Source organism: Hymenobacter ruricola (genome assembly GCF_015694525.1).
In the GTDB taxonomy this organism is placed as follows: Bacteria; Bacteroidota; Bacteroidia; order Cytophagales; family Hymenobacteraceae; genus Hymenobacter; species Hymenobacter ruricola.
In genome coordinates this window covers 183,235-205,418 of sequence record NZ_JADQDM010000005.1, presented here as the reverse complement: position 1 = coordinate 205,418, position 22,184 = coordinate 183,235, and the positions used below count along the sequence as shown (strand labels likewise).

Here is a 22,184-nt window from a genome sequence, read left to right as displayed (position 1 = left end):
GGCCGGGCTACCGGGCCGCGAACGTTTCGCCGGCCCGCACCATGCGGCGCAGCAGCGGGCTGGCGCGGTACCGGTCCTCGTGGTACTCGTCGTACAGGCCATCGAGCGTGGCCAGCACCTGCGGCAAGCCCAGCTCATCGGCCCAGGCCAGCAGGCCTTTGGGGTAGTTCACGCCCTTGGTCATGGCCAGCTCCAGGTCCGTTTTGGATGCCACGTTGAGGGCCAGCGCATCCACGGCTTCGTTGATAAGCATGGCCAGCACGCGGGTCAGAATCTGCTGGCCCAGCTGCTCGTCGCGCGTCGGTTCGGGCGGCGTGGCGTCGGTGGCGTAGCTGTAGAAGCCGCGGCCCGACTTGCGGCCGTAGTAGCCGGCTTCAAACAGGCGCTTCTGGGTGAAAGAAGGCTTGAAGCGCGGGTCGAAAAAGAAAGCGGTGAAGACTGATTCCGTGACGCGGTAGTTCACGTCGTGGCCGATGAAATCCATGAGTGCGAACGGGCCCATGCGGAAACCGCCCAACTCGGTCAGGGCCCAGTCGATGGTCGCCATGTCGGCCACGCCTTCTTCCAGCAGCCGGATGGCCTCGCCGTAGAAGGGCCGCGCCACGCGGTTCACGATGAAGCCGGGCGTGTCCTTGGTCAGCACCGGCAGCTTGCCCCAGCTCTGCACCAGGCGGCGAATTTCCTCGGCCAAGCCTTCGCGCGTTTGCACGGCCGGGATGATTTCGACCAGCGCCATGAGCGGGGCTGGATTGAAAAAGTGGATGCCAATAAACCGCTCCGGCCGCTGACAGGCCGCCGCAATGGAGGCGATGGACAGCGACGAGGTATTGCTGGCCAGCACGCATTCGGCCGAAACCACGGCCTCGACTTGCCGAAATACCTGCTGCTTCACCGCCAGCTCTTCCACAATGGCTTCGAGCACCAGCCCGCAGCCGGCAAAGTCCTGCATGTCGGTGGTGGGGCGCAGCCGGGCCACGGCGGCCTCGGCGGCTTCGGTGCCCATTTTGCCTTTCTCAGCCAGCTTGCGCAGGGCGCTGCCGATGCCAGCCGTGGCTTTTTCCAGCGCCGTGGCGCTTTGGTCCAGCAGGTACACGTCGTGCCCGGCCACGGCCACCACTTGCGCAATGCCCGCGCCCATGGCCCCGCTGCCGATGATTCCAATAGTCATGCTTTCAGGCTAGTTGTGGCATTTGAAGTAGTCGAAGGGCTCCAGGCAATCGTCGCACTGGTAGTGCGCCTTGCAGGCCGTGGAGCCAAACTGGCTCACCAAATGCGTGTGCGTCGACTTGCAAACGGGGCAGCGCACGGCCGTGTCTTTTCCAAAAAGGTTGAGTACGTGGCCGGTAGCCGTGCCGTCCACGGGCGGGGCAATGCCGTAGGCTTCCAGCTTCTCGCGGCCGGCCTGGCTCATCCAGTCCGTCGTCCAGGCCGGGCTGAGTTGGTTGTGAATCACCACGTTCGGGTAGCCCTCGGCCAGCAGGCGCAGCCGGATTTCGGTGGCAATGACGTTCATGGCCGGGCAGCCCGAATAGGTGGGCGTGATGGTCACGGTAATCTGCTCGCCCGCTATGGTCACTCCGCGCACGATGCCCAAATCCAGGATGCTGAGCACCGGCACTTCGGGGTCGCTCACTTCTTCCAGCAGTTGCCAGATGTGGGCTTCGGTAGGAGCAACGGCGTTTACCACGTCAGGCCGGGGTAAGTGCGCTGCATGTATTGCAGCTCCGACAATAAATAGCCCAGATGCTCGGTGTGGCGCCCGTTTTTGCCGCCCTGCTGCGCAAACACCTGGGTCGGCAGCGGCAGCGTGGCTTCGGCAAAAACGTACTCAGTGTGGGCTTGCATGGCCGGCTTCAGCGCCGCGTAGTCGGGCAGCACGCCCACTTCCTGCAGGGCCTTTTCCATAGCCGTGGGCGTAGTCAATTCCTCGCCAAAGCGCCAGAGCGTAGCAATGGCTTTGTCCAGCCGCTGCCGGCTTTCGGGGGTGCCATCGCCGAGGCGAATGACCCATTCCGAGCTCCACTTGAGGTGGTAAGAAGCCTCTTTCACCGACTTCTCCGCAATGGCGGCCAGCTGCGCGTCGGGGCAGGTCAGCAGCGCCTTTAGCAGGTGGTAGTGGAAATTATCGAACAAAAACTGCCGCAGAATGGTGTGCGCAAAGTCGTGGTTGGGCTGCTCCACCAGCAGCGGGTTGCGGTATTCCACGGCGCTGCGCAGGTAGGCGAGGTCGTCTTCGGTGCGGCCCTGGCCCTCCAGCTCGGCGGCGTATTGGTAGTAGCTGCGCGCCTCGCCCAGCAGGTCGAGCGCAATGTTGGCCATGGCCAAATCCTGCTCCAGCACGGGGCCGTGCCCGCACCATTCCGAAAGGCGGTGCGCCAGAATCAGGCTGGTGTCGGCCAGCTGCAGCACGAAGGGAAACAACGGCGCGGTGGCCGGAGCAGCATCAGCAGCGCTGAAATGGTTTTGCGGCAGCATGGCGGTTACATGTGTTTGATGGAATTCGGCACCTCGTAGAAGGTAGGGTGGCGGTACACTTTGTCGGCGGCTGGGTCGAAGAAGGCCTCCGAGTCGTCGGGGTTGGAGGCGTGGATGTGCTTCGACTCTACCACCCAGATGCTCACGCCTTCGAGGCGGCGCGTGTACACGTCGCGGGCGTTTTGCACGGCCATGGTGGCGTCGGCGGCGTGCAGGCTGCCCACGTGCTTGTGGTCAAGCCCCTGCTTGCTGCGGATGAAAACCTCCCAGAGAGGCCATTCAGACTGGTTCATTTTGATTGATTCGACAATTTTTTCTGTCATCCTGAGCGCAGCGAAGGACCTTCTCACGCCGGGATAGTTTGGAGCATTATGATTTGCGCAAACGCGAGAAGGTCCTTCGCTGCGCTCAGGATGACCGACGTTGTGGTTTACGCCACCACCGCTTCCCGTGCGGCGCGCTTGGCCGCGTGGGCATTGGCCGCCTCGCGCACCCAGGCGCCTTCCTCATGGGCTTGCACGCGGGCCTGCAGGCGCTCGTGGTTGCAGAGGCCGTTGCCCTTCACCACGGCCCAAAACTCGTCCCAGTTCACTTCACCGAAGTCGTAGGCTTGGCGCTCCTCGTTCCATTTCACCAGCGGGTCGGGCACGGTCAGGCCCAGAAATTCGGCCTGGGGCACCATCATGTCCACGAATTTCTGGCGCAACTCGTCGTTGGTGAAGCGCTTGATGCGCCAGTTCATGCTCTGGGCCGTGTTGGGCGAGTCGGCGTCTTTCGGGCCGAACATCATCAGCGTGGGCCACCACCAGCGGTTGAGGGCTTCCTGGGCCATTTCCTTCTGCACCGGCGCGCCTTCGCACAGCGTCTGCATCACCTCGAAGCCCTGGCGCTGGTGGAAGCTTTCTTCCTTGCACACCCGCACCATGGCCCGGGCGTAGGGGCCGTAGCTGGTGCGGCACAGCGGCACCTGGTTCAGGATGGCGGCGCCGTCCACCAGCCAGCCCACGCAGCCCATGTCGGCCCAGCTCAGGGTGGGGTAGTTGAAAATGCTGCTGTACTTGGCCTTGCCGGAGTGCAGGTCGGCCAGCATCTGGTCGCGGGTGGTGCCCAGCGTTTCGGCGGCGCTGTAGAGGTAGAGGCCGTGGCCGGCTTCGTCCTGCACCTTGGCCAGCAAAATGGATTTGCGCTTGAGCGAAGGCGCCCGCGTAATCCAGTTGCCTTCGGGCAGCATGCCCACCAACTCGGAGTGCGCGTGCTGCGAAATCTGCCGAATCAAGGTTTTGCGGTAAGCGTCCGGCATCCAGTCCTTGGGCTCGATGCGGATGTCCGCGTCGATGCGGGCCTGAAACTGTTCTTCCGGGGTGAGGACTTTTTCGAGCGTTTCCATGGGACTGGGTGGGGTTTAGAGTGGAAGGATGGACAGTGGAGTACTAATTCAGAACGTCATGTCGAGCTTGTCGAGACATCTCGCTCGGAGTAGTAATTCAATCGTTTCAATCGTTGAAAACGAATTAGTAACACCACGCGAGATGTCTCGACAAGCTCGACATGACGTTCCTTACTGCTTGCTACTGGTCGAAGTCAACCGTGACTTCTGGCGTGGTAGGCCGGGCCTGGCAGGTAAGTACGTAACCTTTGGCCAATTCGGTGTCCGACAGCGAGTAGTTTACGTCCATCTCGGCCGTGCCGGCCGTGACGCGGGCGCGGCAGGTACTACACATGCCGTTTTTGCAGGAATAGGGCGCATCCACGCCAATGGCCAGCAGGGCATCGAGCACCGTGTCGCCGTAGTACGACATGGCCAGCGGGTAAGCGCGGCCGTCGAGGCGCACCGTTACCTGACTTTTTTGGTCGTCGTCGCCTACCGGGCGCGGCGCGGTAGCTTTGGCATTGGCCGGGCTGCTGGTGGAAGCAAACAGCTCAAAATGAATTTTTTCCGGGGCCACGCCGGCCTCGGCCAAGGCCTGCTTCACGCCGTGAATCATCTCCTCCGGGCCGCAGATGTAGGCTTCGTCGAGTTGCGTGGCGGGCACAATCTTTTGCAGCAGCTCCGTGGCCTTGGCGTAGTCGAGGCGGCCGAAAAACAACTCGCTGTCGCCCTGCTCGCGGCTCAGCACGTGGTACACGCTCAGCCGGTTCAGGAATTTGTTTTTCAGGCCCTCAATGGCTTCCTTGAAGATAATAGAGTTGCGGCCCCGGTTGCCGTACACCAGATACACGTGGCTGCCAGGCTCGGTCAGAAGTACTGTTTTGGCAATGCTCAGAATGGGCGTGATGCCGCTGCCGGCCGCAAACAGCACGTAGCGCTTGGCCTGCGTGGGGTGCAGGCTGGGCGAGAAGCGGCCCTGCGGCGGCATCACCTCCAGGGTGTCGCCGGCGTGCAGGCCGTCCACGGCCAGGGTCGAAAACCGGCCTTCGGGCACTTTCTTGATGGCCACGCGCCATTCGTCATCGAGCGGGCTGCTGCAGATGGAGTAGGAGCGCCGCAATTCCTCGCCCTGGTGCTCGCGGCGCAGCGTCAGGTACTGGCCGGGGGTGTAGCGAAAGGTTTCGCGCAGCTCGGCCGGCACGTCGAACGCCAGCGAAACGCAGTCGGGCGTTTCGCGGCGAATGTTTTTGATTTTGAGTTTGTGAAACCGGCTCATGGGTGGGAAGGGGATGAGCTGCGTAATTGACTGGCTAGTCGGGTACTGGCCAGTGTTTGCAAGCAGAAAAAGAACCTTCTGACTGCACTGCAAAGGTAATCAAATAACTGGAAAAGCTAACGAGTGTTTGTTTTGTGGTAATAAGGAAAAATGGATAGCCGGCCAGCTTTTGCCCGCTTCAATTCTGCGCCCGGGCCCCAAAGCCGGAGCGCAGCAGCACGTAGAGGCCGGCCACGGGCAAGGGGCTCACCACAAAATCCAGTAGCTGCCGGCTGAGCCGGTACGCCCAAGCCACGTCGCCGCCCAACTTGCCAAACGCCACCAGCGCCACGTACACCGCCAGCGTGCCTGCATACAGCCACAGCACAAGGCGCCACTGCGCGGGCGACGGCAGCAACAGCCGCAGCAGCAACAAGCAAACGCCCAGATAAACAACCGCATACGTGGCCACGGCGGGCAGCAGCCGTTTCACCACGCTTCCGCTGATGCCCTGCTGCAGGGTTTCGACCTGCTGGCGCAGGCCCACGGCGGCTAGCGCCCACAGCCACCATTTGGTGAGGAAGGCCAGCACCGGCACGTCGTAGACGCCAAGCAGGAGCAACGCGGCCAGCAGCGCGCCCACCAGCGCCCAGCGCACGGGCGCGCTCAGCGAAGGCCCCGGCCGCAGCACCGCGTCAGGCACGGGCGCGGCTGGTTGAAGGTGCTACCGCCAAGCGACGGGCCCACAGCATCCAGAGACCGAAAATGCAGCCGTACACCACGAAATTGAAGGTGTAGTGGTGGTTGAATTCGACGGTTTGGTGGGAGTAGTGGTGGTTGAGGGCCAGGGCCGCCACGCGCAGCACGTTCAGGCCCCAGATGACGGCCACCCCCACCGGCACAAACCACGCTTTCCGCCGCCACGGTCCCGGAAACGCCAGCACAAAGCCCGCAAACAAGGCATACAAAACCAAGCCGTTGCAGGGCGGGTACACGATGACCGAAGGCTGTCCATTCATCAGCACCAGTTGGTCGTAGGTCGGGCCCACGGCCGCATCAAAGCCCAGCGCTTGCAGCAGGCCCACGCTGGCGCGGGTAATCTGGGCACACAGCACCGCATCGAGGCGCCCATCGGGCCCCAGCCACTGCTGGTAGCCAAAAAACCACGCCAGGTACAGGGCCACGGCCACCAGCAAAAAGCGGAACAGCAGCCGGTTGTCGGGCAGGGCGCCGGTGGTGGGAGCAGAAGGAGTCATAAGGCCGGCAAGATACAGGGCGGGCAGCAAAAAAAGACGGCCCTCCCCATTGGGAAGGCCGTCGGAGGGCGCGGGCGTGCCGCAACCGCAATGCTACGCCTTCTTGCGGCGGTCGCGCAGGCGCTTGAGACCGTAGGCCACGCCGCCGGCCAACAGCAGCGAAGCGCCACCGTCGAGCGGCACGTCGGTGGCGGCGGGGGTGCCGGGGGCCGGGCCACCGGTGACGGGGCCTTGAGCCAGAACAGTTTCAGCAAATGCCACAAGCATAACGCATACCGGTAGCAAACGAGTTAGGAAAAATGATTTCATGCGAAATGCTGTAAAGGTGAACGAGGTAAGTGAAATGTCGGCAGTGGTAAATCAGCAAGAGTAAATGTAAAGCAATGTTTTGGAATACAAACCCAGTCCGCACAGGTTATTTGAATTAGCATTCCAAATTCATCCTATTATTATTCAATAACAGTACATTCGATGAGGGCTGGCATGGGAAGAGCATGTATACGCCATCGGCTGCAATCGGGTGTTAAAATTTGCGGTAGCGTCGGATAAAACCTGGAATCTAACGAGATAGGCTTTCCTCTTGGCGGCCGCAACATTGGTACAGGCGTTCGTAATAGTCGCAAATCCATCGATTGCTGCCAGCGTAGAGGCTACTGGTGCTGCTAAGTACGGCAAGGTCCCTGGCCCGCTGAATTGGTCGATAGTGACGTGAAAGAACGCATAAGGCAAAAACAGCCCGTAGCGGAGGCCCCGAAGCTATTCCTTTAGGAGCTTTAAGGGACTTCAATGAGTTAAGGTACCGCTTTCTACAATGGAAAGCTACGTTTCCGCGAAAGGCTCGTCCCCAACAATGTGATTGTAATAACTCGCTGGTAAATAGTTGAAGCAAGTAAGCCATAACATGATGCGTTCTGCACTGGCGGATATTTCTCGGGATAGTTCATATTTATGAAGTAATAATATTTTCTCTTCTCACAGCTGGCAGCTCAACCGGTGCGTGGTGGAGCGGCAAAGGCCAAACCCCAATGGGAACCTACCTTGCGGCTCCTTTTCAGTTCGTTATTTCGTTATGCTCCCTGCTTCCGATACCTCCATTCCAGTGGCTTCCCCCGCCGATTATCACCCCCTCATCCGCCAGGTATTTGCCGAGATGGGCAAGGTGGTGGTGGGCCAGCAGCCGCTGCTCACACGTCTGCTCATTGGCTTGTTCACGGGCGGGCACATCCTGCTCGAAGGCGTGCCCGGACTGGCCAAAACCCTCACCATCTCTACATTGGCCAAGGTGCTGCACCTGCACTTCCAGCGCGTGCAGTTCACGCCCGATTTGCTGCCTTCTGACCTAGTGGGCACCATGATTTACAACCAGAACCAGTCCATCTTCGAAGTGAAGAAAGGACCGATTTTCGCCAACCTTGTGCTGGCCGACGAAATCAACCGCTCGCCGGCCAAGGTGCAGAGCGCTCTGCTCGAAGCCATGCAGGAAAAGCAGGTCACCATCGGCGATACCACTTACCCGCTCGATTTGCCCTTTCTGGTGCTGGCCACCCAAAACCCCGTGGAGCAGGAAGGCACCTACCCGTTGCCCGAGGCCCAGGTCGACCGCTTCATGCTGAAAGTGCACGTCGACTATCTCAAGAAGGCCGACGAGCTGGAGGTGATGCGCCGCATGGCCAACCTCAGCTTCGTGGAAGACGTGCAGCCCGTGCTCACCCAGGCCGACATCTTCGGCATCCGCCAGCAAATCAACCAGGTGCAGATTTCTGACACGCTGGAGAAATACCTCATCGAGTTGGTGTTTGCCACGCGCCGCCCGGCCGATTATGAGCTGCCCGAGTTTGCTCAGGCCGTGCAGTTTGGCGCCAGCCCGCGGGCCAGCATTGCCCTGCACCGCGCCTCCAAGGCCGTGGCCTACCTCGAAGGCCGCGACTACGTACTGCCCGAGGACATCAAGGAAGTGGCCGCCGACGTGCTCAACCACCGCATCCTGCTCACCTACGAAGCCGAGGCCGACGGCATTCGCACCCAGGATTTGATTGAAGCCATCCTGCGCAAGGTGCCCATCAGCTAGCCGCCGCGAAACACTAGGGCATAAAAAAAGGGCTGACCATGCGGTCAGCCCTTTTTTGTGCGAAGTGCGGCAGGTTATTCAACCACCACGCGCTTCACCACGAGGTCGTTGCCCGACTTCAGCTGCAGCGAGTACACGCCAGCGGCGAGGCGGCTCACGTCGAAGTCGGCCGTACCACCAGCCGCCGGCAGGGCCAGCTGCTTGGTCAGCACGGTCTGGCCGAGCGCGTTGGTGAGGGTAGCCGTGGCGGCGTGCAGGCTGCCGGCGGGCACTGCCACTGTGAAGCGCTGGTGCGCCGGGTTGGGGTACAGGCCCACGGTAGCAGCCAAGGCTTCGTTGCGGCTGGCCGTAATGATGCTCACGCGCACGTTGTCGATGCCCATGTCGTCGTTGCCGAAATCGGAAGTGGCCTGGAAGCGAATCACCGCCGTAGCCGAGGTGCTGGGGATAACCACCGATTTGGCCGTAAAGGTCGTGTTGGTGGTGGCCGTCAGCAGGGGCGTGGTGGTGAACGTTGCGCCACCATCGGTGCTGTAGAAAACGTCCACTTTGTCCGTGCCGCTGGGGTTGATGAAGTCAAACGTCAGCGTGCGGCTGCCGGCGCCACCGCTCAGGTTGGCGTAGAGGTCAAACTTGCCCTGGGCACCGATGGCCGAACCGAAGGTGTGGAAACGAGCCGAGTGGCTGCCGGTGCTCGAACGCGTCACGTAGGGAGGGGGGTTGCCGGTCGGAGGGGTTTCGTAGGCTTCGTACTGCCAGCCAGCCGAAGCAAAGCCGTCGTCTTCGCGGCGCCAGGAGTTGTCGCCCGTGGCGGGCGTGTTGCGCCAGGAGTTGCTCGGCACGTCGCGGGTGCCGCCCACGTTAATCCAGGTGCCCTCAAAGCCTTCCGAGATGGGCAGCGCGGCAAAGGTGGCGGGGGGCAGCAGGGTGGTGAAGGTGGTCGTCACCGGGATGGAGTTGGCACCGGCCGAGCAGGAAGTAACCACGCTCACGGTGTAGGTAGTGCCCGAAGCCAGGCCCGACAGCACGATGGGCGAGCCCGTGGGGGCCGGCGTGATGGTGACGGGCGTGCCGTTAGCGGCGGTGTAGGTCACCACGTAGCCGGTGGTGCCGGTGGGCGCCGTGAAGGTGATGGTGGCACCGTTCTGCGTAACGGCGGTCGAGGCGATGCCGGTAATCGGGTTACAAGCCGGGGCGCTGGTCGAAGCGGTCACGGCTTCCAGCATGAAGCGGTAGTCGCGGGTAGCCGCGGTCACGGTGGTTACGTCGGTTGGGGCAGCGGCCGTGATGGCCGAAGCGGTGTAGTAGCGGCCAGCCTGGGTGAATACTTCGGCCTGGGTACCGATGGGGAAGTACTGCAGGGTCTGACCCGTCTGATAGGTCTGGGCCAGGCCCACCAGGAAGTCGCCGGCGGGCAGGGCCACGGGCGTGTTCAGCGTGAAGGTGGTGTAGGTGTCGACGTTGGCGGCGGCTACCACCAGGTCGGCCGAGCGGCCCAGAATGGCGCCTGTGGTGGGGTTCATCACCACGGCATATACCGTTTTGCCGATGGTGGGGCTGGGAGCGCCGGCAAAGTTCACCAGGTAAGCGCGCACCTGGGTCACGTTTATCGACGTGTTGGCCGTGTATTTCACCAGGAAGGCGTTCGTCGAAGTCGTGCTGGCGCCAAAGCCACGAGCCGAAGTTGGCGTGGTGCCGTCAGCGAACGAGTAATCCGAGGTGTTAACAACCTGGGTCACGCTCGAAGAGTTGTTGCCCGTGTTGTCATCGGCGGGCACCGAAACCGTGACGGTGTTATTGCCGGCGGTGGTGGGCACGTACGGGTCAAAGGTTACCGTGGTGCTGGCGCCTACGGCCAGCGAGGCCACCGTCCGCGTGCTGGTGAAAGTGTTGGCACCCGTCACGTTCAGGGTTACCACAATGTTCGTCTGGGCGGTGGTGCCGGTGTTGGTAACGTAGGCGCTCACGGTGTGCGGCGCGCCTTGCGGAATGGGCAGTTTGGTGAGAGCGTACACCATGCGCACGGCTGCGTCGTTGGGCGCGGGCGTGGTGGCGCAAATGTTAAACCGGCCAGCGTCCGTGCCGGGGTAGGTGAACACCCGAACGTAAAGCGTCGAGCCTGGGGCCCGGCCCGTTACAGTCGCGCTCGAAAACTCGTTGGAGGCAGAAATGGCGTCGCTGCAACCAACTTCGGTGAGGGCGCTGCACGTACCGGAGTAGATGAGGATGCCGGTGTCGTCCACGGTAGAACCCGTGAGGGCGCTGGTGGTGACGGTAACTGTGCCGGTGGCGGGCACTACCACGGTGTACCACACGTCGTTGCCGATGGTCAGGGCGGGGTTGAAGCAACCGGTGGAGGTGAGGGCCGGAGCACCCGTCGAAGCCGTAGCTAGGCTGTTGTCAACCACGACGTTGGTGCAGGACGACCCCACCGTCAGCGCGGCGGCGCCAGCGCAGTTGTCGTTGGCCGGGGCCGTGATGGTGCCCGGCGCGAAGCGGTAGGTAACGCCGGCCGTCGGGGGCACGGCATTGCGGATGTTGAGGGTGTTGAGCGTGGTGCCGGAAATGGCATTAGCAAACGTGGCCGTGTTCCAGGCGGCGGCCGACTGCTTGAGGGCCTGCACAAATTGCCCGTTGGCGAAGCCGGAGCCTTTCATGCCGACCTGGGTGAAGCGCAGGGTCGAAGCCGCAGTGCTGGCCGTGGCCGCGCTGTACACGAATTCCACCACGTTGGTGGTTTCGTACAGCTTCACCTGAAAGCTCATGTTGGCGTACTGGGTGGGGTTGGTGGCGGCTTTGTCGCTCACGTTGGTCCACTGAATGGTCGTCACGCGGTTGGGCGCGGTGCCGGTGGTGGCCACCTGGTAGCCCGCGCCGCCGGCGCCGTTGCCCGCCGTCAGGTCAATATTGAACGGAGCGACGATGTTGACGTCGGCCGCGTTGGGGCTTTGGAAGGGGTCAATAATGGTGGAGCCCACCGGCTCGGCGATGAACATGGCCGTGGCCGAAGGGGCCGTGGTGCCGAGCTTCAGGAAGCCGTTGGTGTTGAGCACGAAGTCCGTAAACGTTTGGCCGTTGAAGCTAAACGTGAAGCCGATGGGCGTAGCAGCCGAGTTGGCGTCGTCCGTGCTGGTGGTGGTAATGGCCGTGCCGGTGGTGGCAATGCTGGTGAAGGTGCCGTTCACCACCGTCGCGCTGCTCGCAGGATAGTTGAGGCTCTGAGCATTTGCCGCGACTGGCAGCAGGGGCAAAACCGCCACCGGCAACCACCGACTAGCGGCTTTTAGCCGGGTCTGTAGGTTTGTAAACATGAAAAAGGGGAAAAGTGGGTAATATGAAAATGGAGAAATTAGGCAGTGTGGGTACTGGGAAGTGAGGCAGTGGGCTGATACGATAAACGCCAACCTGCGCCCAAATTACGCATTAGCGGCCAAACCCGTGGGGGCAGCCGGCATTCTAGGGATGGAGAGCCGAAATTAATCGACCGAGCTTACGTAGCGCGCACCAAAGTAGCTGCATTGGCGGCGGGGTTGCAGCCGGCCACGGGCACGAAGGTGCGGGCCGGCTCGCCGGGGCGTTGGGCCAGGCCGTAGGTATAGGTCTTGTCGTAATAATCGAGCACCAACTCCACCATGCGGGCAAAGTCGCCGGCTTCCACGGCGGCCAGGGCCTGCTGGGTGGCCAGGCCGCCCAGGCGCTTGCGCAGCCGCTCGATGGCCGCCGCCAGTTCCGCAGGGTTTTCGGCACCGTACTCGGCGGCCAGCTTGGCCACGCGGGCGGCGCGGGGCACTTCCAGCACGTAGCGCGGGGCGGTGCGCAGCTGCTCAAACAGGGCGGGCGGGATGGTGAGGCGGCCAATCTGACGGCTTTCGTCCTCCACCCACACCGGCGCGTCGGGAGGCAAATCGACCAGGGCGGCGGCCAGGTTGTTTTCGAACTGCTCCTGTGTGGGCTGGGCCGGCTGGCCGATGGCCCCGAAGGCCGAGCCCTTGTGGTGGGCCAGGCCCTCCAGGTCGAGCACGGGCTGCTGGTGCGGCGCGGCGGCCAGGGCGTGCAACACATCGGTTTTGCCGCTGCCGGTGAGGCCGCCCAGCACGCGCCACAACCGGGGCTCGGCAAACGAAGCCAGCACGGCGCGGCGGTAGTCTTTGTAGCCTTTATCTAATAAATGCACCTTAAAGCCGGCCAGCTCCAGCAGCCACAGCACGGCGCCGCTGCGCATGCCGCCGCGCCAGCAGTGCAGGCGCACTTCCTTGCCGGGCGCCAGCTTTTTGGCCTGCTTCACCATCGTCGACATCTTCGGCCCGAAAAACTCCAGGCCCAAATGCACGGCCCGCTCCTGGCTCACCTGCTTATACGTAGTGCCGATGCGGGCCCGCTCCTCGTCCGTGAACAAGGGCAGGTTGAGCGCGCCCGGCACGTGGCCCTGGGCAAACTCAATCGGAGCCCGCACGTCCAGAATGGGGTAGGGCAGGGCCTGGAAGTCGGCAAGGGAATGGCGGGGCATGGGCGGGAAGGTGGAAGGAGATGCCGGCAAAAGTAACGGCCCGGCCCGGCGGAGAAGCCACCGACAGAAACAAGTGAGGCCGCAGCCACAAGTAGCCCAAACGAGACCGGGCAGCGCTGCCCGGTGCCTCTCACCTCCTTAAGAAGCGTCCGGCAGCGCTGCCAAACGCCTCTTACCCTCTTAAGAACAGCCAGGCAGCGCTGCCCGGCCTATTTTACCCCCTTCAGACAGGCCCGGCAGCGCTGCCCGGTGCCTCTTAAGGGGGTAAGAGGCACCGGGCAGCGCTGTCCGGCCCTTCCTACCCCCCTAAGAAGCACCTGGCGCCGACGTTCGGTGCATTCTACCCCCCCCTTAAGAAGCACCAGACGCGCGCGTCCGGCCCTTCCTGCCCACCTAAATTGTGGCCGGACGCGCGCGGCCGGTGCCTCTCAAGCTCTCCGGAGGAACCAGACGCGCGCGTCCGGCCTACCGCAGCTGCCGCCGGTACAGCTGCACCGTGTTTTCGAGGCCTAAGTACAAGGCGTCGCACACCAGGGCGTGGCCGATGCTCACTTCGGCCAGCTCGGGCAGCTGCTGGTGCAGCCAGGCCAGGTTGTCGAGGTCGAGGTCGTGGCCGGCGTTCACGCCCAGGCCCAGCTGGCCGGCGCGGGCGGCGGCGGCGCGGTAGGGGGCCACGGCGGCTTCGCGGTCGTGGGAGTACTGCACCGCATACGCTTCGGTGTAGAGCTCGATGCGGTCGGTGCCGGTGGCCACGGCGGCTTCCACCAGGGCCAGGTCGGGGTCGAGGAAGATGCTGACGCGGGCGCCCTGGCTTTTCAGCTCCGCCACCACGTCCTGTAAAAAGCTGCGGTGCGTAATCACGTCCCAGCCCGCGTTAGAAGTGATGGCGTCGGGGGCGTCGGGCACCAGCGTCACCTGCTCGGGGCGCACTTCGCGGCACAGGCCCAGAAAATCCGGCGTGGGGTTGCCTTCCACGTTGAGCTCGGTGGTGACGATGGACTTGAGGTCGCGCACGTCCTGGTAGCGGATGTGGCGCTCGTCGGGCCGCGGGTGCACTGTGATGCCCTCGGCCCCGAAGCGCTCGATGTCGCGGGCGGCCTGCAGGATGTCGGGGCGGTTGTGGCCCCGGGCGTTGCGCAGGGTGGCCAGTTTGTTGATGTTGACGCTGAGCTTGGTCACGGGTGTTGGGGGAATGAGAGCAGGAGGGCGTGAGGGTAAGAATTGTTGGGAAAGGCTGTCATCCTGAGCGCAGCGAAGGACCTTCTCACGTTTGCTTTGGCTGATTGGTGCTACTCCTTCTGCGTTGGTAAGGTCCTTCGCTGCGCTCAGGATGACAAGCGGGGCCGTAGCTTCGGGCCAAATTTACGCCTCCCTTTCCCCGCAGCCTCTCTCCCTCCGGCCTGCTTACCCTCATTCCTTCATACCCCAGATAACGCCATGCTCAAAGACACCATCGACGCCGCCATCAAGCAAGCCATGCTGGCCAAAGACAAAGTGCGCCTCACCGCCCTGCGCAGCATCAAATCGCAAATCATGCTGGCCGAAACCGCCGAGGGCGCCCACGGCGCCGCCCTCACCCCCGACGCCGAGCTCAAGCTCCTCAACAAAGCCGCCAAGCAGCGCCGCGACGCCGCCGCCATTTACAAGGAGCAATTCCGCTCCGAACTCGAAGCCAACGAGCTGGCCGAGCTGGCCATCATCGAAGAGTTCCTGCCCGCCCAGCTCTCCGAGGCCGACCTCGTGGAGCGCCTCGTGCACATCATCCAGCGCGTGGGCGCCACCGGCCCCTCAGATTTGGGCAAGGTGATGGGCGTGGCCGCCCGCGAGCTGTCCGGCCAGGCCGACGGCAAGCGCATCTCCGACGTGTTGGGCCACTTGCTGAACAACACCAATCTTTGATTTGCTAATCGACTGATGTGCTGATGTGCTGCGGCAAACCGGAAAACAAGACGCATCAACACATCAGCACATCAAATAATCAGCGAATCAACCAATGACGGCCCTGGACATTTTGCTGCTCTTGCCGCTGGGCATCGGGGCCGTGAAGGGCTACCGGCGCGGGCTGGTGCTGGAAGTGGTATCGCTGCTGGCCTTCGTGCTGGCCGTGGTGGGGGGGCTGAGCCTGCTGTCGGCGGCCGTGCCGCTGGTGCGGCAGTACGTGGGCAACGCGTTTGGCCTGTTGCCGCTGGTGTCGTTTGCGCTGGTATTTGTGGGCATCATGTGGGGCGTGCACCTGCTGGGCGGCCTGCTCAAAACCGCCGTGCACCTCACCCCGCTGGGCGTGCTCGACAACCTGCTCGGCGGCGTGGCCGGCGTGCTCAAGTGGATAGTTGGCCTGAGCCTGCTGCTGCATGGCACCCGGCTGGCGGGCCTGCCGCTGCTCTCACCCGGCCTCGTGGCGGGCTCGCAGGTGCTGCCCATCGTGCAGCAAGCCACCCCGCTGGCTCTGCAAATCACGGGCTACGTGCTGCCCTTCGCCCAGGATTTGCTGGTGCGCATGCGCACGGCGTTTGTGAAGGGGTAGCCCGAACGGAGCCAGAACAGTCATGTCGAGCTTGCCGAGACATCTCGCGTGCCACCACTAAATCTTGGGGTAAGAGTTAGGTAAAGCATGCGAGATTTTTTGGCAAGCTCGACATGACGGGCTTTTGCCTCATTCTAAAAGTCTTCATTCAACCCATGCGCCTGCTGCTGCTCGACAACTTCGATTCCTTCACCTTCACTTTGGCCGACTACCTGCGCCAGCTGAACGCCGAAGTCACGGTCCGGCGCAACGATGTGCCGCTGGCCGAACTGCAGAAGCTGCCCTTCGATGCCATCGTTCTCTCGCCCGGCCCCGGCACACCCGCCCAGGCCGGCGTCATGCCCGCCGTCATCGAGCGCTACCACCAGCAGGTGCCCATGCTCGGGGTGTGCCTCGGCCACCAGGCCCTGGGCGAGTTCTTCGGTGGCACTGTGGCCCGGGCGGCGCGGCCAGTGCACGGCAAGGTGTCGGAAATGCGGTGCGAGCCCGATGAGGCGCTTTTTGCGGGCCTGCTGGCCATCCAGCCGGTCACGCGTTACCACTCGCTGCTGCTGCGCGAGCCCCTGCCGCCGGCCCTCGTGCCGCTGGCCCGCACCACCGGCCCGGTGCCCGAGCTCATGGCCCTGCGCCACCGCACGCTGCCGCTCTACGGCGTCCAGTTCCACCCCGAAGCCCTGCTCACTCCGCACGGACTGGCCATTTTGGCCAATTGGCTCCGCTGTTGTATCATTGCCAAAACCGCCGGCAACTGACGAGAAACGAGATGGAATTGCGCCACCAGCACCAACACGGGTACGAGTACGTGGACGAAGGCCAGGGCCCCGTGCTGCTGCTGCTGCACGGCCTCTTTGGTGCCCTCAGCAACTGGCAGGGCGTGGTGCAGGAGTTTGCGCCCGACTACCGCGTCATCATCCCGCTGCTGCCGGTCTACGACATGCCCCTGACCCAGGCCGGCGTGCCGGGCCTGGTGGCCTACGTCGAAGGTTTTGTGAAAGCCCTGGCCCTGCCGCCCACGTTCACCGTGCTGGGCAACTCGCTCGGCGGCCACATTGCCCTGGTTTATACCTTGAATAACGCTGCCCGCGTCAGCCGCCTGGTGCTCACGGGGAGCAGCGGCCTGTTCGAGGACAGCATGGGCGGCTCCTTCCCCAAGCGCGGCAACTACGCCTACGTGCAGGAGCGGGTCGGCTACACGTTTTACGACCCCGGCGTGGCCACCCAGGAGCTGGTCGATGAAGTCTTCAACGTCACCAATTCCAACGCCAAGTGCCTGCGCATTATCGCCATCGCGCGGTCGGCCCAGCGGCATAATTTGAGTAAGGAGTTGACGAAAATCACCGTGCCGACGTTGTTGGTCTGGGGCCTGAACGACACCATTACCCCGCCGCCCGTAGCCCACGAGTTTGCCCGCCTGCTGCCCCACGCCGAGCTTCGCTTCCTCGACCACTGCTGCCACGCCCCCATGATGGAACGCCCTGCCGGCTTCAACGCCTACCTGCGCCGGTTTTTGCGTACTACCGAAGCAGCCATCGCCGTTGCTGCCTAAACGGCGGTTATCTTTTGGCCGGCTCGATTGTTGTTCTTGCCTATTGCCGCCTTTCACCTGCCAATACCCAAGGCATCCACCCGCATTTTCCTATCCCTTTCACCCACTTCATAAGTTATAATTCAACATTCATCATTACTGAGAATTATGCCTGCCCTGCTCGCCGAGGACTTACTCAACGAAATGATTCCGCCCCTGAAAGGCACCGATTCGGCGGGCAAAGCAGCTCGCTGGCTCGATGAATTCCACGTGGCCCAGTTGCCCGTGCTCGACAACCGCCACTACCGCGGCCTCGTCACCGAGTCCGACCTTGCCGATTTCGACGACCCCGAAACCCTGCTCTCCGAACTGCCCCTGGGTTTCGCCGAGGCTTACGTGCGCCCCGACCAGCACTTCTACCGCGTGATGGAGTTGGCCATTGAAAATAAAATTCAGTTGGTGCCTGTGGTCGATGAGCGGCACGAGTACGCCGGCGTCGTCACCATCGCCGACGCGCTGGCCGCGTTCGGCCAGCAGCCGGCCGGCGGCCAGGGCGGCATCATCGTCCTCACGATGGAGGAGCGGGACTATTCGCTCACCCAAATCAGCCGCTACGTTGAGGAAAACAACGCCAAAGTCATCAGCGCGTTGGTGGCGCAGGATGAAGTCGACCCCCAGCGCATTCGCCTCACCCTCAAGCTCAACACCGACAACCTGACCCGCATCACGGCCACGCTGGAGCGGTTTGGCTACGTCGTCACGGCCCAGTTCAGCGGCACCGCTGCCCCCAACGAAGACGAGCAGGAGCGCTACGATGCCCTCCTGCGGTACCTGAGCGTCTAACCACGGGTGCTCGGAGTTATCTTACTGTTTTTCCGGACGCTGCTCTGCCAGGCCCCCGGCCTGGCACCCGTCGATACGCTGCCCCATGCTTTGCGGCCCACCGTGGCGCCCGCCGATACGCTGGTGCGCGTGCTGCCCTGCCCCGGCGTGCAGCGCGCGGCGGTGGGTACCATCCTGTTTCTGGGCAATGCCGTTACCAAGGAGCGCATCCTGCGAGTTGAGCTTGATTTCCGCGAAGGCGACACCCTGGTCGTGGCCGATTTGGCCGCCCGCCTCGAAGCCAACCGCAGCCGGCTGTTCAACCTGCAGCTGTTCCACGCCGTGGTGGTGCAGGCCAGCTGCGCCAGCGGCAAGTGGCTCATCGTGTTTGGCGTGCAGGAGCGGTGGTACCTGTTTCCCGTCCCCATCCTTTCGCTGGCCGACCGCAACCTGCGCTCCTGGCTCGACCGCTCCGACCGCTGGCAGCGCCTCGATTACGGCGTGCACGTGGTGCGCAGCAACTTTCGCGGCCGCAACGAGCAGGTAATGGCCAACCTGCAGCTCGGCTTCAACCGCAAGTATGAGCTGTTCTACGAAGCTCCCGGTCTGGGCCGCCGCCGCCGGCTGGGCTTCGGCGTCGGCGCCTCCTACTACCAAAGCCATTCTTTGGACTACATCACCCGGGCCGACCGCCTCGTGCCCTTCCGGGCCGATGAAAACTTTCCCATTCAGCGGTTTTACGTCATGGGCGGCCTGCGCTTTCGGCACACCGTGCAGTTCCTCACCGCCTTCGACGTTTCTTATCACCGCGAGCAAATCAGCGACTCCATTAATTACCACAACCCAGACTACTACCTGGGGCGCACCCAGCGCGAATACCTAGACTTTACCCTCACCAGCACCCGCAACCAGCGCAACACCTTCGCTTACCCACTCACCGGCCAGTATGCGCAAGTCAGCCTTTCGCACCGGGTTTTCCTCCATGGCGCGGCACCGGGCCTCACCACGCTCCACGCCACCTACTCGCGCTACCTCGCGCTGGGGCATCGGTTCTACTATAGCCTCGGCTTGAGTGGCCAGGCCCGCCTCACCCAGCGGCAGGCCTACGCCGATGTGCGGGCGCTGGGCTACACCGATTTGGTGCGCGGCTACGACGAGTACGTCATCGACGGCCGCCACTACGGGCTGGTGCAGCAGGGCGTTTCTTACCAGCTGCTGCAGCCCCGCGTCATTCAGCTGGGAGCCGTCGACAACCCCAAAATCAACGCCATTCCCATCGCGGTTTACCTTAATATCTTTACCGACGCCGGCTACGTTGTCGCGCCCCATCCATTGCCCCAAAACCGCCTTCCCAATCACCTGCTCAGCGCCGTTGGCCTCGGCTTACATTTAGTTACCTACTACGACCGGGTATTCACCGTGGAATATACGCTGAACGGCTTGGGCCAAACCGGCTATTTTTTCCGGGCCGAATTCCCTATTTAATGGGTTCGTCTCGCCGGTTAGGTTATTTATTTGTTGTGAATCTTCCGGCGGAAACGCGCCCGTTCTTGCGCAATCCATCCGCTGCTCCCGCATGAAAATCGCCATCCTTGGCAAGCCCTTCGACGACGAAGCTGCCCCCGCCATTCAGGCGCTGCTCGATGACTTGGCCGCCCGCCGGGCCGAAGTGCGCATCGGCGAAGCCTTTCGCACCTTCCTCGACAACCGCCTGCGCCTGCCCCCCGGCACCACCGAGTTCCGGCGCGGCGACTCGCTGCGCGGCGTGCAGTTCGTGCTCAGCATCGGTGGCGACGGCACCTTGCTCGACACCGTCACCTACGTGGGCAGCCTGCAAATCCCCATTCTCGGCATCCACACCGGCCGGCTCGGCTTTCTGGCCACCATCACCCCCGACCGCATTGCCCAAGCCATCGATGCCCTCTACAAAGGCCACTTCAACATTGAAGAGCGCAGCCTGATTCGCGTCGATACCGACCCCGATGTGTTTGGCAGCCTCAATTTCGGCCTCAACGAGTTCAGCGTCCTCAAGCGCGACACCTCGTCCATGATTGTCGTGCACACCTACATCGACGGCGAATACCTCAATTCCTACTGGGCCGATGGCTTGGTAGTGGCCACACCCACCGGCTCCACGGGGTACTCGCTCAGTTGCGGCGGCCCTGTTATGCTGCCCCAGACAAACAATTTTATTATTGCTCCCGTATGCCCCCACAATTTGAACGTGCGCCCACTCGTGGTGTCGGACCAAAGCGTGATTTCCTTCGAAATCGAAGGCCGTAGCACCAGCTACATGCTGGCGCTCGATTCTCGCTCCCTGCCCGTCGAAGCCTCCGTTCAAATTGCCGTTCGCCGCGAAACTTTCAACGCCCGCCTAGTAAAGCTCAACCACGTTAACTTCCTTAGTACTTTGCGCAGCAAGCTCAATTGGGGCCTCGACCGCCGCAATCCAGCAGGAATTTAAATAGAAACGGATAGCCTTTTTTGGGAAAAAATCGTTGAAAGTTTTTTTAGTTCCCGATTACGCCTACTTTTGTCACCGTCTGAAACTGTGCATTCACTGCATTGCCCTCAACACCCTGAAACCCGCTTCATCATTTTCGTTGCCTTATGAAAAATATTTTCACTTATTCTTCGGCACTTGTGCTGGGCTTGGCCTTGGTGGCGACGCCTGATGCAGATGCTCAGCAGTTCAGCAAGCGGAAGCAATACAACTCGATTGGCTTCAGCCTGAACGCCATGAACTATTTCGGCGACGTTACGCCGGTAACCAACTTCACGAGCTTGCGCCTGGGCGCTACCCGCGTGGGGGCTGGCGTTTCCATTACCCGCCGTTTTTATCCGCGTATCTCCGGCCGCTTTGGTGTTTCCTACGGCCGCATCAGCGGCGATGACTCGCAGGCTGCTAACTCCAGCGACCCGGATGCTCGTTTCCGCTACAACCGGAACATGACCTTCCGGAACGACATTCTGGAAGCTTCAGCTGTGGCCATCATCGACCTGATTGAGAACCGCAACAACTACCTGAAGCGCCCGGACTTTGTGCCGTATGTGTTCGTGGGCGTGGCTGGCTTCTACCATAATCCCAAAGGCCTCGTAGGCCCCGGTGCTCCCAGCAACCTCACGCAAGGTGAATACGTGGCTCTGGCTGACCTGAAAACGGAAGGCCAGTCGAGCGCCTACGGCCAGACGCAGTTCTCCATTCCCTTCGGCGGTGGTATCCGTTACCGCATCAACCGTAACTTTGACGCCAGCCTGGAAATCGGATGGCGCAAAACCTTCACCGACTACCTGGATGACGTAGGAGGCAAATACGCCGACTTGTCTACCGGCACGCCTGCTCAGCAATACTTCGGTGGCGGCATCACGCGCAGCATCTCGCAGCCGAATGCTGACTTCAACCCCACAAAATTCCCGGGTTTTAACACGCCGGGCGTTGCGCAGCGCGGCGACACGGGCAATAAAACCGACTGGTACATCGTTACCGGCGTAACGTTGAACTACATCTTGACGCCCCGCATCAAGAACCCGAAATTCCGCTAGCCAGCGGCGGCTGGCTGAAACGGTACTTTCCTAGCCAGCAACATACTTTAGATGACAAAGTCAGTTTTCCAAAGTGCACTCCTCGTTTGCCTCGTGCAAGCGGGGAGTGCACTTTTTTGTGCCTCGGCCAATGCCCAGAACACCAGCGAGCTTGGCATCGGCCTGGGTGCGACCAACTACCGCGGCGAAATCTCTCCTGATTATCAGTTGCAGAACAACCGGCCGGCTTTCACGGTCTTCTACCGCAAAGACGTTTCGGTGCCCGTCACGCTCCGGGGCGGCTTCACGGCGGGCTTTCTGCGGGCCGATGATGGCAACGTGACCGGCACGAATGGCGGCGTTCCGCCGCTATTGGCGTACCGGCAGGCCAACACTAAGGGCAGCATCCTGGAAGCTTCGGCCGTGGTGGAGTACAACTTTATGGACTACCATTACCGGAACGATAAAATCCATTTTACTCCCTACCTGTTCGCCGGCGTAGCGGCCTTTTATGCCAGCACTTCCACGGTTAGCAATAGCCTCGGCGGCGATTTCAACCAGGATGGCTCGATGCTGGGCTTCTCCATTCCGGCGGGCGTTGGCTTCAAGTATGCCTTGTCGCAGCACATCAACCTGGGCCTTGAGGTAGGAGTGCGCAAAGCATTCACGGACGAGCTTGACCATTTATCGAAGCAGGACCCATTGCTGGTGAACTCCCACGACCAGGACTGGTACTATTACAGCGGACTCAGCCTGTCGTATACTTTCTATAAAATACCTTGTCCTCCCCAGTACAAGAAGAATAAAAGGCTGCTGAAGTAGCCTCAAACTTGTATTTGGGCATTCTGCCCCGCGGGCCCA

Annotated in this window: 22 protein-coding genes; 10 read left to right on the top strand and 12 right to left on the bottom strand. The window is 62.1% G+C overall.

From position 1 onward, the window contains the following. Nucleotides 1–7: 7 nt before the first annotated feature. The 9 genes from I2H31_RS12405 to I2H31_RS12365 form a co-directional block, all read right to left on the bottom strand. Nucleotides 8–1,168 carry a 3-hydroxyacyl-CoA dehydrogenase NAD-binding domain-containing protein gene (locus I2H31_RS12405; RefSeq protein WP_196293357.1) on the bottom strand — a complete coding sequence of 387 codons (1,161 nt, stop codon included), beginning with the start codon at nt 1,166–1,168 and terminating at the stop codon, nt 8–10. Nucleotides 1,169–1,177: 9 nt separating this feature from the next. After that, nucleotides 1,178–1,687, bottom strand: a complete 510-nt coding sequence (paaD, locus tag I2H31_RS12400; RefSeq protein WP_196293356.1) for a 1,2-phenylacetyl-CoA epoxidase subunit PaaD — start codon at nt 1,685–1,687, stop codon at nt 1,178–1,180. Then, nucleotides 1,681–2,475, bottom strand: a complete 795-nt coding sequence (gene paaC, locus I2H31_RS12395; protein WP_196293355.1) for a 1,2-phenylacetyl-CoA epoxidase subunit PaaC — start codon at nt 2,473–2,475, stop codon at nt 1,681–1,683. Before paaC ends, paaD begins: the two co-directional genes overlap by 7 nt. 5 nt (nt 2,476–2,480) lie before the next feature. Beyond that, nucleotides 2,481–2,768, bottom strand: coding sequence for a 1,2-phenylacetyl-CoA epoxidase subunit PaaB (gene paaB / locus I2H31_RS12390; protein WP_196293354.1), 288 nt, complete (start codon nt 2,766–2,768; stop codon nt 2,481–2,483). 137 nt (nt 2,769–2,905) lie between these two features. Continuing rightward, a complete protein-coding gene (paaA, locus tag I2H31_RS12385; protein WP_196293353.1) occupies nt 2,906–3,862 on the bottom strand; it encodes a 1,2-phenylacetyl-CoA epoxidase subunit PaaA in 957 nt (318 codons plus the stop codon). A 181-nt stretch (nt 3,863–4,043) separates the two neighbouring features. After that, nucleotides 4,044–5,120 carry a 1,2-phenylacetyl-CoA epoxidase subunit PaaE gene (gene paaE / locus I2H31_RS12380; protein WP_196293352.1) on the bottom strand — a complete coding sequence of 359 codons (1,077 nt, stop codon included), beginning with the start codon at nt 5,118–5,120 and terminating at the stop codon, nt 4,044–4,046. Between the two features lie 178 nt (nt 5,121–5,298). Continuing rightward, nucleotides 5,299–5,802: an XrtX-associated membrane protein gene (locus I2H31_RS12375; protein WP_196293351.1), complete on the bottom strand. Its 504-nt coding sequence runs from the start codon at nt 5,800–5,802 to the stop codon at nt 5,299–5,301. Further along, nucleotides 5,795–6,355, bottom strand: a complete 561-nt coding sequence (xrtX, locus tag I2H31_RS12370; protein WP_196293350.1) for an exosortase X — start codon at nt 6,353–6,355, stop codon at nt 5,795–5,797. Before xrtX ends, I2H31_RS12375 begins: the two co-directional genes overlap by 8 nt. A 93-nt stretch (nt 6,356–6,448) precedes the next feature. Further along, a complete protein-coding gene (locus I2H31_RS12365) occupies nt 6,449–6,616 on the bottom strand; it encodes a PID-CTERM protein-sorting domain-containing protein (protein ID WP_230687733.1) in 168 nt (55 codons plus the stop codon). Between the two features lie 808 nt (nt 6,617–7,424). On the opposite strand from I2H31_RS12365, the gene I2H31_RS12360 reads away from it, so the two are divergent. After that, nucleotides 7,425–8,423 carry an AAA family ATPase gene (locus I2H31_RS12360; RefSeq protein WP_196293348.1) on the top strand — a complete coding sequence of 333 codons (999 nt, stop codon included), beginning with the start codon at nt 7,425–7,427 and terminating at the stop codon, nt 8,421–8,423. A 74-nt stretch (nt 8,424–8,497) separates the two neighbouring features. On the opposite strand, the gene I2H31_RS12355 is transcribed toward I2H31_RS12360, so the two are convergent. The 3 genes from I2H31_RS12355 to I2H31_RS12345 form a co-directional block, all read right to left on the bottom strand. Beyond that, nucleotides 8,498–11,734 carry a T9SS type A sorting domain-containing protein gene (locus I2H31_RS12355; protein ID WP_196293347.1) on the bottom strand — a complete coding sequence of 1,079 codons (3,237 nt, stop codon included), beginning with the start codon at nt 11,732–11,734 and terminating at the stop codon, nt 8,498–8,500. Between the two features lie 179 nt (nt 11,735–11,913). Further along, nucleotides 11,914–12,930, bottom strand: a complete 1,017-nt coding sequence (gene mnmH / locus I2H31_RS12350; RefSeq protein WP_196293346.1) for a tRNA 2-selenouridine(34) synthase MnmH — start codon at nt 12,928–12,930, stop codon at nt 11,914–11,916. Nucleotides 12,931–13,395: 465 nt separating this feature from the next. Beyond that, nucleotides 13,396–14,109: a pyridoxine 5'-phosphate synthase gene (locus I2H31_RS12345; protein WP_196293345.1), complete on the bottom strand. Its 714-nt coding sequence runs from the start codon at nt 14,107–14,109 to the stop codon at nt 13,396–13,398. Nucleotides 14,110–14,367: 258 nt separating this feature from the next. On the opposite strand from I2H31_RS12345, the gene I2H31_RS12340 reads away from it, so the two are divergent. The 9 genes from I2H31_RS12340 (at nt 14,368) to porG (ending at nt 22,145) form a co-directional block, all read left to right on the top strand. Continuing rightward, nucleotides 14,368–14,829 carry a GatB/YqeY domain-containing protein gene (locus tag I2H31_RS12340; RefSeq protein WP_196293344.1) on the top strand — a complete coding sequence of 154 codons (462 nt, stop codon included), beginning with the start codon at nt 14,368–14,370 and terminating at the stop codon, nt 14,827–14,829. Between the two features lie 94 nt (nt 14,830–14,923). After that, on the top strand, nt 14,924–15,454 hold the full coding sequence (locus tag I2H31_RS12335; RefSeq protein WP_196293343.1) for a CvpA family protein: 531 nt from the start codon (nt 14,924–14,926) through the stop codon (nt 15,452–15,454). A gap of 155 nt (nt 15,455–15,609) precedes the next feature. Then, nucleotides 15,610–16,206: an anthranilate synthase component II gene (locus I2H31_RS12330; protein WP_196293342.1), complete on the top strand. Its 597-nt coding sequence runs from the start codon at nt 15,610–15,612 to the stop codon at nt 16,204–16,206. 11 nt (nt 16,207–16,217) lie between these two features. Continuing rightward, entirely contained in the window at nt 16,218–17,000 is a 783-nt protein-coding gene (locus tag I2H31_RS12325; RefSeq protein WP_196293341.1) for an alpha/beta fold hydrolase, read from the top strand. 147 nt (nt 17,001–17,147) lie between these two features. Then, nucleotides 17,148–17,822 carry a CBS domain-containing protein gene (locus tag I2H31_RS12320; RefSeq protein WP_196293340.1) on the top strand — a complete coding sequence of 225 codons (675 nt, stop codon included), beginning with the start codon at nt 17,148–17,150 and terminating at the stop codon, nt 17,820–17,822. Nucleotides 17,823–17,828: 6 nt separating this feature from the next. Further along, on the top strand, nt 17,829–19,286 hold the full coding sequence (locus I2H31_RS12315; RefSeq protein WP_196293339.1) for a BamA/TamA family outer membrane protein: 1,458 nt from the start codon (nt 17,829–17,831) through the stop codon (nt 19,284–19,286). A gap of 91 nt (nt 19,287–19,377) precedes the next feature. Continuing rightward, complete coding sequence (locus I2H31_RS12310; RefSeq protein WP_196293338.1) at nt 19,378–20,265, top strand: NAD kinase; 888 nt, start codon at nt 19,378–19,380, stop codon at nt 20,263–20,265. A 146-nt stretch (nt 20,266–20,411) separates the two neighbouring features. Continuing rightward, nucleotides 20,412–21,344, top strand: a complete 933-nt coding sequence (locus tag I2H31_RS12305) for a DUF6089 family protein (protein ID WP_196293337.1) — start codon at nt 20,412–20,414, stop codon at nt 21,342–21,344. Nucleotides 21,345–21,437: 93 nt separating this feature from the next. Next, a complete protein-coding gene (gene porG / locus I2H31_RS12300) occupies nt 21,438–22,145 on the top strand; it encodes a type IX secretion system protein PorG (RefSeq protein WP_196293336.1) in 708 nt (235 codons plus the stop codon). Nucleotides 22,146–22,184: the final 39 nt, after the last annotated feature.